Genomic DNA, 15379 nt, shown 5'->3' on the forward strand with positions numbered 1-15379 from the left:
ATCCCCGGAATTCGGCGTCACATAAGGACTATGTGAAGTTATTCCACACGCCAGTGTGGCGATTGTCTCCCCGGTGAGGCCCGGAGGTCGGCATCCGGCAGCGGCGGCGCGGCAGTCTTCCGGAAGCGTGCGTCAAAGCGACGAAGGAGCAGCGCGCGGAGGAAGGCGGCCGTGCCGCCGCACCAGGCCCGCCTTACTCCAGCAGCGCACGCTTGAGGGTGTCCAGGCCCACGGAGCCGATATTCAGCGCCTTGGTGTGGAAGGCCTTGAGGTCGAACCCAGGGCGGGATTCGAGCTCGGCGCGGATCTGCTCCCAGAGCCGCTGGCCCACCTTGTACGACGGCGCCTGGCCCGGCCAGCCGAGGTAGCGGGTGAACTCGAAGTTGAGCTGGCCCTCGCTGATTGCGAGATTCTGCTTGAGGAACCCGTACCCTTTCTCCGGAGTCCAGATGCCCGACCCCCAACGCTCGGGCACCTCCAGCTCCAGGTGGACACCGATGTCGAACACCACACGGGCGGCCCGCATGCGCTGCATGTCCAGCATGCCCATGTGGTCACCCGGGTCCTTGAGGTAGCCCAGTTCCTGCATCAGCTTCTCGGCGTAGAGCGCCCAGCCCTCGCCGTGCCCGGAGGTCCAGCAGACGTTCCGGCGCCACTTGTTGAGCAGCTCGCGGCGGTAGGTGGCGGTCGCCACCTGCAGGTGATGGCCCGGGACACCCTCGTGGTAGACCGTGGTGGTCTCGGCCCAGGTGGTGAAGGTGTCCTCGCCCGGCGGCACGGACCACCACATGCGGCCCGGGCGGCTGAAGTCGTCCGAAGGCCCGGTGTAGTAGATGCCGCCCTCGTCGGTCGGGGCAATCCTGCACTCCAGGGTCTTCATGACGTCCGGGATGTCGAAGTGCACGCCCGCAAGGTCGGCAACCGCCTTGTCGGAGAGCTCCTGCATCCAGGCCCGCAGGGCGTCGGTGCCCTTGAGCTGCCGTGCGGGATCGTTGTTCAGGACCTCTTTGGCCTCCTCGACTGTGGCGCCGGGCCGGATCTCCCCGGCCACGCGCTCCTGTTCGGCGATCAGGCGGTCGAGTTCCTGCACACCCCAGGCGTACGTTTCCTCGAGGTCCACGGTGGCGCCCAGGAAGGCGCGGGACGCCAGCGAGTAGCGCTCGCGGCCCACGGCGTCCTTTTCCGGGGCGACGGGAAGCAACTCGGACTCCAGGAAGCCGGCCAGCCGGGAGTACGCCGTGCGCGCGGCGGCGGCACCGGCGTCGAGCCTGGACTGCACGTCCGGGGGCAGCTGGCCGTCAGCCGTTTTGGCGTTGGCGGCCAGCTTCGCGAAGAAGCCGTCCTCCGCGGCGTGCCTGGTGGTCTGTTCGATCACGATCTTCACCTGGCGCGCGGCGGCAACCCTGCCGTCGTCCCTGGCGGAACGCAGCGACACGATGTAGCCGTCCAGGGCCGCGGGGACATTGTGCCCGCGGCCCGCGATGTGGTCCCACTGCGCGGCGGTGTCCATCGGCATCAGGTCGAAGATTGCGCGGATCTCCTGCGCGGGGGAGGCGATGTTGTTCAGCTCGGCCAGGTCCCAGCCGGATTCGTGCAGTTCCAGCTGCAGGCCCAGGCGCTCGCGCATGGCATCGAGGGTGACGGCGTCGACGTCGTCCGCCGGCTCCAGGCCCTTCAGCGCGGCGAGCGCCTCCCGCGCGGCAACCGCGAACTCCTTGAGCCCGGCAGGGGAGAAGTCCTGGTATTCGGTCTCGTGCCCGGGGAGCCCGAGTTCGGTGGCGAAGCTCGGGTTAAGCCGGATCAGCGTGTCCGTGAAGGCATCGGCAACGGCGTCGATGGCGGTGTGCGGGCGCCCGGGGGCAGTCTGTTCAGTGGTTTCGGTAGTCACCCGAAAGACACTAGCCGGGCGCCGGCCGTTATGAAAGGGTTGCTGCACTTTTCGCGCGGGACATCCGGCAGGACGATCGTCAGGACAGCAGCCCGACACTCCGCGGTGCGGGTGCGTCAGCCGCGGCTGCGCCTCCACGAGCCGGGGCCCGGCTTCGGCGCCAGCTGCAGCTGCTGCCGGCGGATCCAGTGCCGGGCGCTGGGGCTCTCCGGCGCGGCAGCTTCCCCATTGCCCAATGACAGCACGACGGCGGCCAGCGCCGCCAGTTCCTCCGGCGTCGGCTCGCCTTTGATGACGGCGAGCACAGGCTGCTCGGCCGGCGGTGTCGCCGCCGGCTCAACTGGGGGGTGGGTGGGGATCACAGCGGGATGTTCCCGTGCTTCTTGGCGGGCAGGCTGGCGCGCTTGTCCCGCAGGGCACGCAGCCCCTTGATGATCTGCACCCGTGTCTCGGAGGGGGCGATGACCGCGTCCACGTAGCCGAGCTGGGCGGCCTGGTACGGGTTGAGCAGCTCTTCCTCGTACTGCCGGATGACCTCGGAGCGCTTGGCCTCGACGTCGCCGCCGTCCGCCGCGACCGCGGCGAGCTCGCGGCGGTACAGGATGTTGACCGCGCCCTGGGCGCCCATGACGCCGATCTGGGCGGTGGGCCAGGCCAGGTTCAGGTCCGCGCCGAGCTTCTTGGAGCCCATCACGATGTACGCCCCGCCGTAGGCCTTGCGGGTGATGACGGTCAGCTTCGGCACGGTAGCCTCGGCGTACGCGTAGAGCAGCTTGGCGCCGCGGCGGATGATGCCCTGGAACTCCTGGTCCTTGCCCGGCAGGAAGCCGGGCACGTCCACCAGCGTGATGATCGGGATGTTGAAGGCGTCGCAGTGCCGGACAAAACGGGCGGCCTTCTCCGAGGCGGCGATGTCCAGCGTGCCGGCGAACTGCATCGGCTGGTTGGCCACGATGCCCACGGTGTGGCCCTCGATGCGGCCGTAGCCGATCATCACGTTCGGCGCGAAGAGGGACTGCATCTCCAGGAAGTGCGCGTCATCCACGAGCTGTTCGACGACCCTGCGCATGTCGTACGGTTGGTTGGCCGAGTCCGGGATCAGTGTGTCCAGGGCGAGATCCTCGGCGTCGAGCTCCAGCTCCTGGGAATGCTCCAGCACCGGGGCCTCGGCGAGGTTGTTGGAGGGCAGGAAGTCCAGGAGCTCGCGGACGAACTCGATGGCGTCGGCCTCGTCGGAGGCGAGGTAGGTGGAGGTTCCTGTGGTGGCGTTGTGCTGGCGGGCACCGCCCAAGGTTTCCATGTCCACGTCTTCACCCGTGACGGTCTTGATCACGTCCGGGCCGGTGATGAACATGTGCGAGGTCTTGTCCACCATGACCACGTAGTCGGTCAGTGCGGGGGAGTAGGCCGCGCCCCCGGCGGAGGGGCCCATGATGAGGGAGATCTGCGGGACCACGCCGGAGGCGTGGACGTTGTTGCGGAAGATATCCGCGAACATCGCCAGCGAGGCGACACCTTCCTGGATGCGGGCGCCGCCGCCGTCGAGGATGCCGACCACCGGGCAGCCGTTGCGCAGCGCGAATTCCTGGACCTTGACGATCTTCTCGCCGTTGACCTGGCTCAGCGAGCCGCCATAAACGGAAAAGTCCTGGCTGTACACGGCGACGGGACGGCCGTCCACCGTTCCGTAGCCCGAGACCAGGCCGTCGCCCAGCGGCTTCTTCTTCTCCATGCCGAAGGCGGTGGAGCGGTGCACGGCCAGGGCGTCGAACTCGACGAAGGAGCCGGCGTCCAGCAGCAGGTCGATCCGCTCACGGGCCGTGTTCTTGCCGCGGGAGTGCTGCTTCTCGATCGCTTCCGGGCCGGAGGGCTGCTCAGCACGGGCCTGGCGGTCGCGGAAGTCGGCAATCTTCCCCGCGGTCGTGGTCAGATCGTGGCTCATCAAGTGTCTCCGGCTCTGTGGCTGATGTTCTGCTGAATCGTGTGGTGCTGTTGGTGCTCTGGTGCGCCGGCCCTGTCCGCAGGGCGCTTTAGCTGGTATCCACAAAAGCGGGGCCTTGAGGGCAAGTCTAGTGAAGCCAAACGCCCATGCCGCTGTAGAAAACCTACAATATTCGCCCCAACTCTCGCCGGCACCGCACGGTCGACGCCGGCGGCGGCCGGTCGCACCATTGTTACTCGCCGGTAACATAACTCGGCTAGAGTGTCCTCATGACTTCGAGCAATGATGCTTCGGGCACCGCTGCAGGGCCCTACCAGGCCGCCGGTTCCCTCCAGGGCCGCACCATCCTCATCTCCGGGGGAAGCCGCGGCATCGGCCTGGCCATCGCCACCCGCGCCGCGCGCGACGGCGCCAATATCGTCCTGCTGGCCAAGACCGGGCAACCGCACGCCAAACTGGAAGGCACGGTCTACTCTGCGGCCGAACAGATCGAGGCAGCCGGCGGGAAGGCCCTGCCGCTGGTCGGAGATGTGCGCAACGACGAGGACATTGCGGGCGCGGTGGACGCGGCCATCGACCGTTTCGGCGGGATCGACATCGTGATCAACAACGCCTCCGCGATCGACCTGTCCAAAACCGACGACGTCGACATGAAGCGCTACGACCTGATGCAGGACATCAATGTCCGCGGCACGTTCCTGCTCTCCAAGCTCGCCCTGCCCGCGCTGCGGGAATCCGGCGCCGGCCAGATCCTGACGCTCTCCCCGCCGCTGAACCTGGATCCCAAGTGGGCCGGAATGCACCTGGCGTACACGATGGCGAAGTACGGCATGAGCCTGACCACCCTGGGGTTGGCCGAGGAACTGAAAGTCGACGGCATCCACGTCAACTCGTTGTGGCCCTGCACACTGATCAACACGGCCGCGATCCGCAACATGCCGGGCGGTGACAGGATCGTCCAGGGCGCCCGCGGCCCCGAAATCATGGCGGACGCCGCCCATGCCGTACTGACCAACGGCAATGCAACGCCCGGCTCCGGCAGCCGGAGCGGCAACTTCTACACTGACGAGCAGGTGCTCGCCGCCGCCGGCGTCACGGACTTCACCCCGTACAGCCTGGGCGCCCCGGAAGACCGGCTGATCCCTGACATCTTCCTCTGAGTTTCCGGTGCGTCCGTGCCGGCGGCGGCCGGACCGGAGCCGACAGCGCGCTGACTCGGTAGGATTCATTGCATGGAAGCCGCGCAGGAAGCCCAGGACCGACCGCCCCTTGACGTGAACGCCCTCAACGCCGGGGAGTTCCTCTCCGCCCACGGCATTCCGCGGCTCACGGTGGTGGAATCTACGGGTTCCACGAACGCTGATCTGCTCCGCGGCGCCACCGAGGATCCCGGGGCGTATCCGGATCTCACCGTGCTCACGGCCGAATACCAGAGCGCCGCCCGCGGCCGTCTCGACCGCCACTGGGAGGCTCCCGCCCGCAGCGCCGTTTCCGTTTCGCTGGTGCTCCGCCCGGTCAACGCCGAGGGTCGCCCGCTGCCGACCCAGAGTTATTCCTGGCTGTCGCTGCTCGCGGCGCTGGCCCTGCGCGAGGCCCTGCTGGAGACCGCGGGGATTCCGGCCGAGCTGAAGTGGCCCAACGACGTCCTGGTCCGCGGCGGGAAGATCGCCGGCATCCTCGCCCAGCTGGGCCCGATGGCCGGCGGCGCCGTGCCGCCCGTGGTGCTGGGGACCGGGCTGAACGTGACCCTCACCGAGGCCGAACTTCCGGTGCCCACCGCCACCTCCGTCCTGCTGGAACACCCGACGTCGGTGGACCGGACCGAGCTGCTGAAGAGCTACCTGTCCCGGTTCGCCACGCTTTACCGCAGCTTCTGCGACGCCGACGGCGATCCCGCCGCCGGGATGGCGGGCGGCCCTTCATTGCACAAGCGGGTCGAGCACGTGCTGACGACGCTGGGCAAGCAGGTCCGCGCCCAGCTGCCCGGCGACCACGAGATCATCGGCCACGCCACCCGCCTGGATGACTACGGCTCACTCCTGGTGGTGGATTCCGGCGGACATGAGCACGTCGTGACGGCCGGCGATGTGGTGCACCTGCGTCCCTGGACGCCCCCCGGCACGGAAAGCGGCGAGGGCCAGCATCCGGGCGCCGAAAGCGGTTATGCGTAAAGAGCTCCTCCCGGGCGAGCAAGTGATTGTGGTGACCCGGCCGCAGCCCAGGACCCTCATTGTCCCGGCGCTGATGTTTATCCTGGTTCCGGCGCTGGCCGCCTATGCCAGCGCCTGGATCGTGAAGGGCGGGCCGGCGCAGCTCATCCCGCTGATCAAAGGGTCGGCCAAGGAGTGGACGCCCTGGCTGATCGGTGTGTGCATTGCGCTGGCGGCATGGGTGCTGCTGGGTTATTGCCTGCCCCGGGTCATGACCTGGCACGCTACAAAGTACACCCTGACGAGTCAGCGCCTGGTGACCCGGTACGGTATGCTGCGGCGGCGCGACCAGCAGGTTTCCCTGCACATCGTCCATAATGTGGTGATCCATCAGTCGTTGCTACAACGCATATTGCGCTCCGGGAATATATCCTTGGAGACCGGGTACCCCACCAGCATGGTGGTGCCCGACGTTCCGGAGGTCGCGACGTTCCGAAACTTCATCCTCGACGCCATCAACGATCTCCCGCGCGACGGGGTCCCGGGCTCCGAGGGCATGATGCACAACCCCGATGCGGCGCGGCCGTGGGACACGAGAGAAGGTGGAAGAGATGAGCGCTGAGAACGTCCACCAGGACACCGGACTCCTGGACGAGGAACCGTCACAGGTTCCGGACGCCGTCGTCGAGACCGCCAGCCTCCAGGAAGCCGTCCTCGACTCGGTGGCCCACAGGGAAGAAGGGGACGCTTCGAACGGCGCCGCCAACTCCGAGGCATGGCTGCCCGATTCCGCGGACACCGATGTCACGGTGGAAGCGCCCGACGCCGGGTCTGACGCCGACGACGCGGGCGACTCCGACTCCGAGTCCGACTCCAACGACGACTCCAACGCCGGTCCGGACGGAGCCGGACAGTCCGCCGCCGTCGCGCCTCCCACCGGCACCCTGTCCGCCGAACGCATCGCACTGAAGGCGCTGGAGCAGCGGCTGCTCGGCGGGGAACGCAAGCTCCGTCGCCGCGAAGTCGCCGCCGGCGCCGGGCTGTCCCTGCTCTCCGCCCGCAAACTCTGGCGGGCCCTGGGCTTTCCCAACATCGGCGACGAGGACGTTGCCTTCACTGAACGCGACCAGGCTGCGCTGACTATCGTCGTGGACCAGGTCCGGTCCGGCAGGCTCACCGAGGAAGCCGCGATTTCCGTCACCCGCGCCATCGGCCAGATGACGGACCGCATGGTGGTCTGGCAGATCGAAGCACTTGTCGAGGACATGGTCCACCAGCAGGGCGTCACTGACGCAGTCGCCCGCAAGCGCCTGGTTAGTGAACTGCCGTCCCTCGTCGACGCGATGGAGGAAATGCTGCTCTACTCCTGGCGCCGCCAGCTCAACGCCGGCGTCCAGCGCCTGGCCGTGCGCGCCGAGGCCGGGCTGGCGTCCAGCGAGGAGGGCCGTGAAGGCGACGAGGACGACGCCCCGCTGCCGCTGGCACGTGCGGTGGGATTCGCGGACCTGGTTTCCTACACCAGCCTGTCCCGCAGGATGAACGAAAAGACCCTCGCCCAACTGGTCCAGCGCTTTGAGAACAAGTGCGCCGAGATCATCTCGGTGGGCGGCGGACGCCTGGTCAAGACCGTGGGTGACGAAGTGCTGTATATCGCCGAGACTCCAGCGGCCGGCGCCGAAATCTCCCTCGCCCTGTGCCAGGCCTTCACCGAGGATGAGATCCTGCCGCAGGCACGGGTGGCCATGGTCTGGGGCCGCATCCTTTCCCGGCTCGGTGATATCTACGGTCCGACGGTGAACCTGGCGGCGCGGCTCACGGCGCTGGCCGATCCGGGGACCGTGCTGGTGGACTCCATGACGGCGTCCGCGCTGGAACACGACGAACGGTTCGTGCTGCTTCCGCGTCCCGCTGAGGATGTCCGCGGCTTCGGCGAAATCCACCCGGTGGAGCTGCAACGCGGCAGCGGCCGCGGGCTGGTCCTGGATTAACGGCACCCGACGGCGCGACTCCCGCGGTCGGGCAGGCCGGCCTGATCCCCGGTAGTATCCCCCTTACACAGCCGTCCGGCCACGGTCCGCGGACAAGGGGGAGGCCCGGCCATGCCGAGCAAGCTTGAACCGGTACCCGCTGGCGCCGGAAAACGTCTGGGCGCCGCGGCGCTGGGCTGGCTGCCGCCGGTGACCGTGCACTTCGGTAACCGCTCCTTCCACCTAGGACAGGCATGAATCCCCAGCCGGCCGCCGTTCCACCCCCAGCCAGTTCCGACAGTGCCCCGGCCCCGTCGCCGGGCAGTCCGCCCAGCGCAGCTTCCAGCCTGCGGCTGAGCTGCGGCTACGGCACGGACCGCGGCCTGCGCCGCGAGATGAACGAGGATTCCTTCATCGCCGCAGATCCCGTCTTCGCTGTCGCGGACGGCATGGGCGGGCATGAGGCCGGCGAAATCGCCAGCGCTATCTGCGTGGGCACGCTCGCCGAAATCCCGCAGCTGGCGAGCGGGGAACGGGACGCCACCGCCGGCGTCGTGCAGGAATACCTCCTGATGGCCGATGAGCGCATCCGCGAGGCCACGGGCTCGCGGGCCGGGACCACCCTCTCCGGCGTTGTGGTGGTGGAGCAGACGGGCGTCCCGTACTGGCTGGTTCTCAACATTGGCGACTCCCGGACGTACCGGCTGAGCCAGGGCAAGCTCAGCCAGGTCAGCGTCGACCACTCTGAGGTCCAGGAACTGGTCGACGCCGGGCAGATCAGCCCTGCCGAGGCCGCCGTGCACCCGCGGCGGCACGTCGTCACCCGTGCGCTGGGCTCCGGCGACGAGATCGAGGCTGACTACTGGCTGCTGCCCATCGAGGAGGGCGACCGGATCCTGGTTTGCTCCGACGGGCTCAACGGTGAACTCGACGACAACCAAATCTCCAACATCCTGCGCTCCCGGACGGACCCGCAGACTGCCGTGGATGAACTGATCCAGGCGGCCCTGCGCAGCGGCGGCCGGGACAATGTCACCTGCATCGTGCTGGACGCCAGCAACGTCAGCAACGACGACGGTGCCGCCCTGACAGCCCCTCGCCGCGCCGCCGCGGCGGAGGTCGAGGACGCCCTGCCCCGGACCGAGGCACTGGACCTCGCCCCCAACGGGGAGCTGGTTTCCGGGTCCGGGACCGCCGCCGGGGAACCGGCCGCCGACGCGCCGGCTGCGGCGCCGGACACCGACTGATCCTGTTGACCTTGCAGTTGTTGTCCCTATCCGACGCTCAGAAGGGCAACAACTGATAGGGCATCGGGGGTGGGGAGGCCGCTCCGGCGCCGTCGCGGGCCACGGCTCGTTCAGGGACAGTTCCCCGGGAGTTTCCCCGGCACACCAGGCCTGCCTTGTATCCGGCGTAGAGTGCCGGTATTACGTCCGGCACGGGTCCCCGAGGCTATGCCGGCGCCGATATTCCATGGTCCAACACACCCAAGGAGACAACGCATGAAGGCATGGCAGTTTACCGGCACGAACAAGCCGCTGGAGCTCAACGAGGTCGCAGAGCCGCACGCGGGTCCAGGCCAGGTCGTCGTCGAAGTCAAGGCCGCCGGCGTCTGCCACTCCGACGTGACCGCGCTCGACGACGCCGGCTGGATGCCGCTCTTCCCGCACCTCCCGCGCACCATGGGACACGAGAACGCCGGCGTTATCACCGAAGTCGGCGAAGGCATGGAGCAGTGGAAGGTCGGGGACCGGGTGGGCCTCGCCCCGGTCATGAGCGACGGCGATGCCATCGGTTACGGCAAGTGGGACGGCGGCTTCGGCCCCAGGCTCCTGGCAACCGCGGACAACCTCGTCAGGCTTCCCGACGAGGTCACGTTCGAGCTCGGCGCGATGGCGACCGATGCCGGTCTCACCTCCTACCACGCCATCATGACCGTCGGCGGCGCCAGGGCCGGCATGAAGGTCGGTGTGATCGGACTCGGCGGACTCGGCTACATCGGCGCCCGGGTGGCCGTGCTGGCCGGCGCTGAGGTGTACGGGGCGGAGGTTAACCCGGAAACGCAGAAGCTTGCCGACGAGATCGGCCTCGCCGGCGTCGCCGACTCGATCGACGCGTTCAAGGACAAGAACCTCGACCTCATCGTCGACTACGCCGGGTTCGGCACCACCACCTCGGCCGCCATCGAGACGCTCGCCGAGTTCGGCACCCTCGTCCAGGTCGGCATGGGCCGGCTCGAGTCCACCATCAACACCTACCCGCTGATCATCAAACAGCTCACCATCAAGGGCTCCAAGTCCGGCACACGGGGAGACCTCGAGGGGATCTACGAGCTGATGAAGTCCGGCCAGCTGAACCCGCCCATGAACCTCATCACGCAGGCGGAGATCCCCGGCGCAATCGACCAGCTGCGCGCCGGCGGCGTGGTCGGCCGGTTCATCGCCATCTACGGGTAAGACCCCTGGCTCCGGTGGCCGCTGCAGTGCCCGCTGGATCCGGGTGTCGCGGCGGCACCCGGATCCTGACCGGACATTGTCGGTGATCTAGGGCAGGATAGGTCTGTGAGCACAGGGAACACTGCAGCAGGCGCCGAAACACTAACCCCCAACGAGGCCGTGCGCGAAGAGTACGAGGTCCTGGTCGAGGAGGTCCGCAAGCACCGCTTCGCGTACTACCAGGAGGACGCGCCGATCATTTCGGACGCCGAGTTCGACGAACTGTACCGGCGGCTGGAAACCATCGAGGCCATGCACCCGGAACTCGTGGCGAACGATTCCCCGACCCAGGAGGTGGGCGGCGAAGTGTCCGCCGCCTTTGCCGCCGTCGAACACCTGCAGCGGATGTACAGCCTCGAGGACGTCTTTTCCCTCGAGGAGCTGGAAGCCTGGATCGCCAAGGCGGAAGCCAACATCGCCAAACTCGGCAACGGGACGCCGGCCTGGCTCACTGAACTCAAAATTGACGGCCTCGCCGTCAACCTGCTCTACCGCGACGGCACGCTGATCCGGGCCGCCACCCGCGGCGATGGCACGACAGGGGAGGACATCACCCACAACGTCCTCACCATCAAGGAGATCCCGCAGCAGCTCAGCGGCGCCGGCTTCCCGGCGGAGATGGAAGTCCGCGGCGAGGTCTTCATCCCGTCCCAGGCCTTCGCCGAATTCAACGAGGCGCTGATCGAGGCCGGCAAGGCGCCCCTGGCCAACCCCCGCAACGCCGCGGCCGGCTCGCTGCGCCAGAAGGACCCGGCGGAAACCGCCAAGCGCCCACTTCGGATGTACGTGCACGGCATCGGCGCCCGCGAAGGACTCGGCACAGTCAGCCAGTCCGACACCTACCGGCAGCTCGCCGAGTGGGGGCTGCCCACCAGCCCCTACTTCGAGGTCCTGCCCGGACTCAGGGACGTGCTGGAATTCATCACCCGCTACGGCGACAAGCGGCACAGCCTCAGCCACGAAATCGACGGCATTGTGGTCAAGGTCGACGATTTCGCCACCCAGCGGGCCCTGGGCTATACGACCCGGGTTCCGCGCTGGGCCGTCGCGTACAAATACCCGCCGGAGGAAGTCCACACCAAGCTGCTGGACATCGCTGTCAACGTCGGCCGCACCGGCCGTGTCACCCCGTACGGCGTGATGGAACCGGTCAAGGTGGCTGGCTCCACCGTGGAGATGGCCACCCTGCACAACCAGGAGGTCGTCAAGGCCAAGGGTGTCAAGATCGGCGACATCGTGGTGCTCCGCAAGGCCGGTGACGTTATCCCCGAAATCGTCGGGCCGGTCCTGGCCCTCCGGGACATCCAGGACCCGCCGGTCCGCGACTTCGTGATGCCCACCGAATGCCCCGCCTGCGGCACACCCCTGGCGCCGGCCAAGGAAGGGGACGTGGATATCCGCTGCCCCAACTCCCGGTCCTGCCCGGCGCAGCTGCGCGAACGCGTGTTCCATCTGGCCGGCCGCGGCGCCTTCGACATCGAGGCCCTCGGCTGGGAAGCCGCGATCGCCCTGACCCAGCCGGCTGAGCCGGAGACCGCACCGCTGACCACCGAGGCGAACCTGTTCAGGCTCAAGCCCGAAGACCTCGCCGTCGTGCGCATCCGGCGGGAAAAACGGTCCAAAGGTGTGGCCACCGGCGAGTTCGAGCTGGTGCCGTACTTCTACAGCAAGGGCACCGCCAAGACGCCCTCCAAGCCCACGGCCACCACCGAGAAGCTGTTCCGCGAACTGGAGAAAGCCAGGACGCAGCCGCTCTGGCGCGTCCTGGTGGCGCTGTCCATCCGGCACGTCGGACCCCGGGCCTCCCGTGCCCTCGCCACGGCGTTCGGCAGCATGGACGCGATCCGGCAGGCCTCCGAAGAGGAACTCGCACACGTCGACGGCGTCGGCCCGGTGATCGCCGCCGCCCTGACCGAGTGGTTCACCGAGGACTGGCACCGCGAGATCGTGGACACTTGGGCGGCCGACGGCGTCCGGATGCAGGACGAGCGCGACGAGTCCATGCCCAGGACCCTGGAAGGACTAACGATCGTGGTGACCGGCAGCCTGGAGGGCTTCAGCCGGGACGAGGCGAAGGAAGCGATCCTGGTCCGCGGCGGCAAGGCAGCCGGCTCGGTCTCGAAGAACACCAGCTACGTGGTGGCCGGCGAGAACGCGGGCACCAAGCTGGACAAGGCCGAACAGCTTGGCGTGCCGGTCCTGGACGAGGACGGCTTCCGGGCCCTGCTGGCCAACGGCCCCGCAGACGGCCCCGCGGACGCTTCGGCGGACCGTTCCGCGGAACCCGCGGAGGCCGGGGATGACGCGGGCGACGGCGCTGTTGAGGATGCCGAAGAGGACCACCAGGAAGTCGTGACCGAATGACCGCCGATGCGCCCGGCCCGACCGCCGGACCCGCCGCCGGGCTGCTGGAACTCGCGCAGCGGGCCGCGGCGGCCGGGGCTGCGGTGCTGGCAGGCCGGAACGCGGCCGAACTGGACGTCAGTAACAAGGGCGACTCCGGGGACTGGGTCACGGCGTTCGACCTCGCCGCGGAAACCGCCGTCCGGGACGTCATCACCGCGGCGCGGCCGTTCGACACCATCACCGGCGAGGAGGGCGGCACGGTCCTGCCGGCGACGCCCAGCGGCTACCGCTGGTCCATCGACCCGCTGGACGGGACCACCAACTTCATCCGCAACATCGTCTACTACGGCACCTCCGTCGCGGTGGCGGACCCCGACGGCGTCTGGCTGGCCGGCGTCGTCAACGCCCCGGCCCTGGGCCGGACGTACTACGCGCTGCGCGGGCACGGGGCCTGGCTGGAGGAAGCGGGGCGGGTGACGCCGCTGTCCGGCCCGGTTGCGGGGCGCACCGGGCTGATCCTGGCCACCGGCTTCAGCTACGACCCGGCCGTCCGGGCGGAACAGGCCGCCGGACTGGGCAGCATCATGGACGGCTTCGCCGACGTCCGCCGCCTGGGCTCCGCCGCCCTGGACCTCTGCCTCGTGGCGGACGGCACCCACGACGCCTACGGCGAACGCGGCCTCAACGAACACGACTTCGCCGCCGGCGCCCTGATCGCCGAGGAGGCCGGCTGCTGGGTGCGCCGCCCGCGGCTGACCAGCCCGCTGGCCGGCGGCCCGTCCGACGACGAACGACTCGCCGCCTGGACCTGCGCCGGGACGCTGGAACTCTCGGGCAAGTTCCCGCTCTGAACGAACCGGGCGGACCGCTGGTACCGGCCTGCCTGTTCTGATAGTTCGGTCACGGAAAGCCCCCATGTGGGGGCCTCCCGGCGGCGCGCGCCCGTACCATGGGCAGGTGCATCCGCAGATCCTCATCCGCCCCGCCGTTCCGGCTGACTTCGACGCCATCGCGCGCATCACCCGGGACGCGTACCTGGCCGCGGGCTATTTTCAGAGCGCCGACCACCCGTATATGCGGCAGATCCAGGACGTGGCCCGCCGGGCCGCGAAGGCCACGATCTGGGTGGCGGAGCGGGAGGACCGGATCGTCGGTTCAGTGACCCTTGCCGTCGCCGGCGAACCCTATGCGGACATCGCCCGGAGCGACGAGCTGGAATTCCGGATGCTCGTAGTGGACCCGGCCGTCCAGCGCAGCGGCGCCGGCAGGGCCATGGTCCACGCCATCCTGGAACACGCCCGCTCGTTGCCCGGGATCCATGCCGTGGCCCTGACCACGGGCCTTACCTGGGAAAGTGCCCACGGCCTCTATCTCAAGACCGGCTTCCAGCGGGCCCCCGAGCGCGACTGGATCGTGCCGGACACCGACATCAAACTGCTGGTCTACCGCCAGCAGCTCTAAGCCCCGGGGACACCCGCGGACCGCCAACCGGCGTGCGGTAAGGTTTTTCAACCGACACGCTCAGGCAACCGGCACACCCTGGAGGCTCCATGGCACCGCACATTCCCGGCTCGATCGACGCACAGCTCCTGGGCCTATATCTGTCGGACCATCTGACCGGGGCTACCGCGGGGCTGGCCCGGATCGAGCGGATGGCAGAGGCTTTCGCCGACACACCGGTTTCCGCCGATATCGCGCGCGTCAGCGCGGAGATCCGCCGGGAGCGGGACTTTCTGCGCGGCCTGATCCACGACCTTGGCGTACGGCAGCGGCCGTACCGGCAGGCGGCAGCGTGGCTGGCCGAACGTGTGGGCCGGCTGAAACTCAACGGCCGCATTGTCCGGCGTTCCCCGATGACCATGGTGCTGGAGTCCGAGCTGATGCGCGCGGCGATCCTGGGTAAACTCGGCGGCTGGCAGACCCTGGAGGAGCTCGCTCCCGACCTCGGGCTGGACCGCGGAACGTTCGTGAAGCTGGGCGACGAGGCCCGCTCGCAGATTGAGGCGTTGAGCCGCGTCCACGAGCACGCCCGCCGCAACGCGTTCCGGATAAGCCGGGATATCAGCGGTTAGCCGGGGGCGTCCGGGCTGACACATTTCCGCCGGTTTACCGGCGGTGGCGTCCGCCGCCCTAAAGTGGTGCCGACTCCACGCCACACTACGAAAGGCATCTCCATGCGCAAAACATTCGGCACCGGTTCCGTCTGGGAACAGAAGGTCGGCTACTCCAGGGCTGTCCAGGTGGACAACACCCTCTACATCTCCGCCACCGCCGCCAGCGGCGAGGATGGCGTGGTCGGCGCGGACTTCTACACCCAGACCCGCTTCATCCTGGACAAACTCGGCACCGTACTGGCCGACGCCGGCTTCGATTACGCGGACGTTGTGCAGTCCAAGCTGTACCTGACAGACATCAGCCAGTGGGAGGAAGCCGGACGCGCCCATGGCGAAGTCTTCGGCGAGATCCGGCCCAGCCTGGCCCTGGTCCACGTGCTCCCGTTCCTGGACCCCAAGATGCTGGTCGAAATCGAACTCGTGGCCCAGAAAAGCACCAGCTAACCAGAACGTGGGGTCACCTACGGCCCATCCGGA

Annotated in this window: 15 protein-coding genes; 12 read left to right on the top strand and 3 right to left on the bottom strand. The window is 68.4% G+C overall.

Features of this window, described 5'->3' with window-relative positions:
* Nucleotides 1–193 precede the first annotated feature (193 nt).
* From J2X01_RS03060 to J2X01_RS03070, 3 genes are all read right to left on the bottom strand, one after another.
* Nucleotides 194–1888, bottom strand: a complete 1695-nt coding sequence (locus tag J2X01_RS03060) for a DUF885 domain-containing protein (RefSeq protein WP_310050467.1) — start codon at nt 1886–1888, stop codon at nt 194–196.
* Between the two features lie 116 nt (nt 1889–2004).
* Nucleotides 2005–2250: an acyl-CoA carboxylase subunit epsilon gene (locus J2X01_RS03065; RefSeq protein ID WP_310050468.1), complete on the bottom strand. Its 246-nt coding sequence runs from the start codon at nt 2248–2250 to the stop codon at nt 2005–2007.
* Complete coding sequence (locus J2X01_RS03070; protein WP_310050471.1) at nt 2247–3830, bottom strand: acyl-CoA carboxylase subunit beta; 1584 nt, start codon at nt 3828–3830, stop codon at nt 2247–2249. Before J2X01_RS03070 ends, J2X01_RS03065 begins: the two co-directional genes overlap by 4 nt.
* A gap of 269 nt (nt 3831–4099) precedes the next feature.
* Here J2X01_RS03070 and J2X01_RS03075 point away from each other — a divergent pair, with 269 nt between their 5' ends.
* The 12 genes from J2X01_RS03075 (at nt 4100) to J2X01_RS03130 (ending at nt 15346) form a co-directional block, all read left to right on the top strand.
* The gene (locus J2X01_RS03075; protein ID WP_310050472.1) at nt 4100–4990 is read left to right on the top strand and encodes an SDR family oxidoreductase; all 891 of its coding nucleotides are present in this window, start codon (nt 4100–4102) and stop codon (nt 4988–4990) included.
* Between the two features lie 72 nt (nt 4991–5062).
* Nucleotides 5063–6001, top strand: coding sequence for a biotin--[acetyl-CoA-carboxylase] ligase (locus tag J2X01_RS03080; protein ID WP_310050474.1), 939 nt, complete (start codon nt 5063–5065; stop codon nt 5999–6001).
* Complete coding sequence (locus tag J2X01_RS03085; protein ID WP_310050475.1) at nt 5994–6602, top strand: PH domain-containing protein; 609 nt, start codon at nt 5994–5996, stop codon at nt 6600–6602. Before J2X01_RS03080 ends, J2X01_RS03085 begins: the two co-directional genes overlap by 8 nt.
* A complete protein-coding gene (locus tag J2X01_RS03090; protein ID WP_310050476.1) occupies nt 6592–7968 on the top strand; it encodes an adenylate/guanylate cyclase domain-containing protein in 1377 nt (458 codons plus the stop codon). Before J2X01_RS03085 ends, J2X01_RS03090 begins: the two co-directional genes overlap by 11 nt.
* Before the next feature lie 111 nt (nt 7969–8079).
* Nucleotides 8080–8205 carry a hypothetical protein gene (locus J2X01_RS03095; RefSeq protein ID WP_310050478.1) on the top strand — a complete coding sequence of 42 codons (126 nt, stop codon included), beginning with the start codon at nt 8080–8082 and terminating at the stop codon, nt 8203–8205.
* On the top strand, nt 8202–9194 hold the full coding sequence (locus J2X01_RS03100; RefSeq protein ID WP_310050479.1) for a PP2C family protein-serine/threonine phosphatase: 993 nt from the start codon (nt 8202–8204) through the stop codon (nt 9192–9194). Before J2X01_RS03095 ends, J2X01_RS03100 begins: the two co-directional genes overlap by 4 nt.
* 255 nt (nt 9195–9449) lie before the next feature.
* Entirely contained in the window at nt 9450–10403 is a 954-nt protein-coding gene (locus tag J2X01_RS03105) for a zinc-binding dehydrogenase (protein WP_310050480.1), read from the top strand.
* 105 nt (nt 10404–10508) lie between these two features.
* The gene (gene ligA / locus J2X01_RS03110; RefSeq protein WP_310050482.1) at nt 10509–12806 is read left to right on the top strand and encodes an NAD-dependent DNA ligase LigA; all 2298 of its coding nucleotides are present in this window, start codon (nt 10509–10511) and stop codon (nt 12804–12806) included.
* A complete protein-coding gene (locus tag J2X01_RS03115) occupies nt 12803–13639 on the top strand; it encodes an inositol monophosphatase family protein (RefSeq protein ID WP_310050483.1) in 837 nt (278 codons plus the stop codon). Before ligA ends, J2X01_RS03115 begins: the two co-directional genes overlap by 4 nt.
* 106 nt (nt 13640–13745) lie before the next feature.
* Complete coding sequence (locus J2X01_RS03120) at nt 13746–14249, top strand: GNAT family N-acetyltransferase (RefSeq protein ID WP_310050484.1); 504 nt, start codon at nt 13746–13748, stop codon at nt 14247–14249.
* A gap of 89 nt (nt 14250–14338) precedes the next feature.
* Nucleotides 14339–14860: a hypothetical protein gene (locus J2X01_RS03125; RefSeq protein ID WP_310050485.1), complete on the top strand. Its 522-nt coding sequence runs from the start codon at nt 14339–14341 to the stop codon at nt 14858–14860.
* A 102-nt stretch (nt 14861–14962) separates the two neighbouring features.
* Nucleotides 14963–15346 (top strand): RidA family protein, encoded by a 384-nt coding sequence (locus tag J2X01_RS03130; protein WP_310050486.1) that lies wholly within the window; start codon nt 14963–14965, stop codon nt 15344–15346.
* Nucleotides 15347–15379: the final 33 nt, after the last annotated feature.

Origin of the sequence: Arthrobacter ginsengisoli, assembly GCF_031456935.1 — a bacterium.
Classification (GTDB): Bacteria; Actinomycetota; Actinomycetes; order Actinomycetales; family Micrococcaceae; genus Arthrobacter; species Arthrobacter ginsengisoli.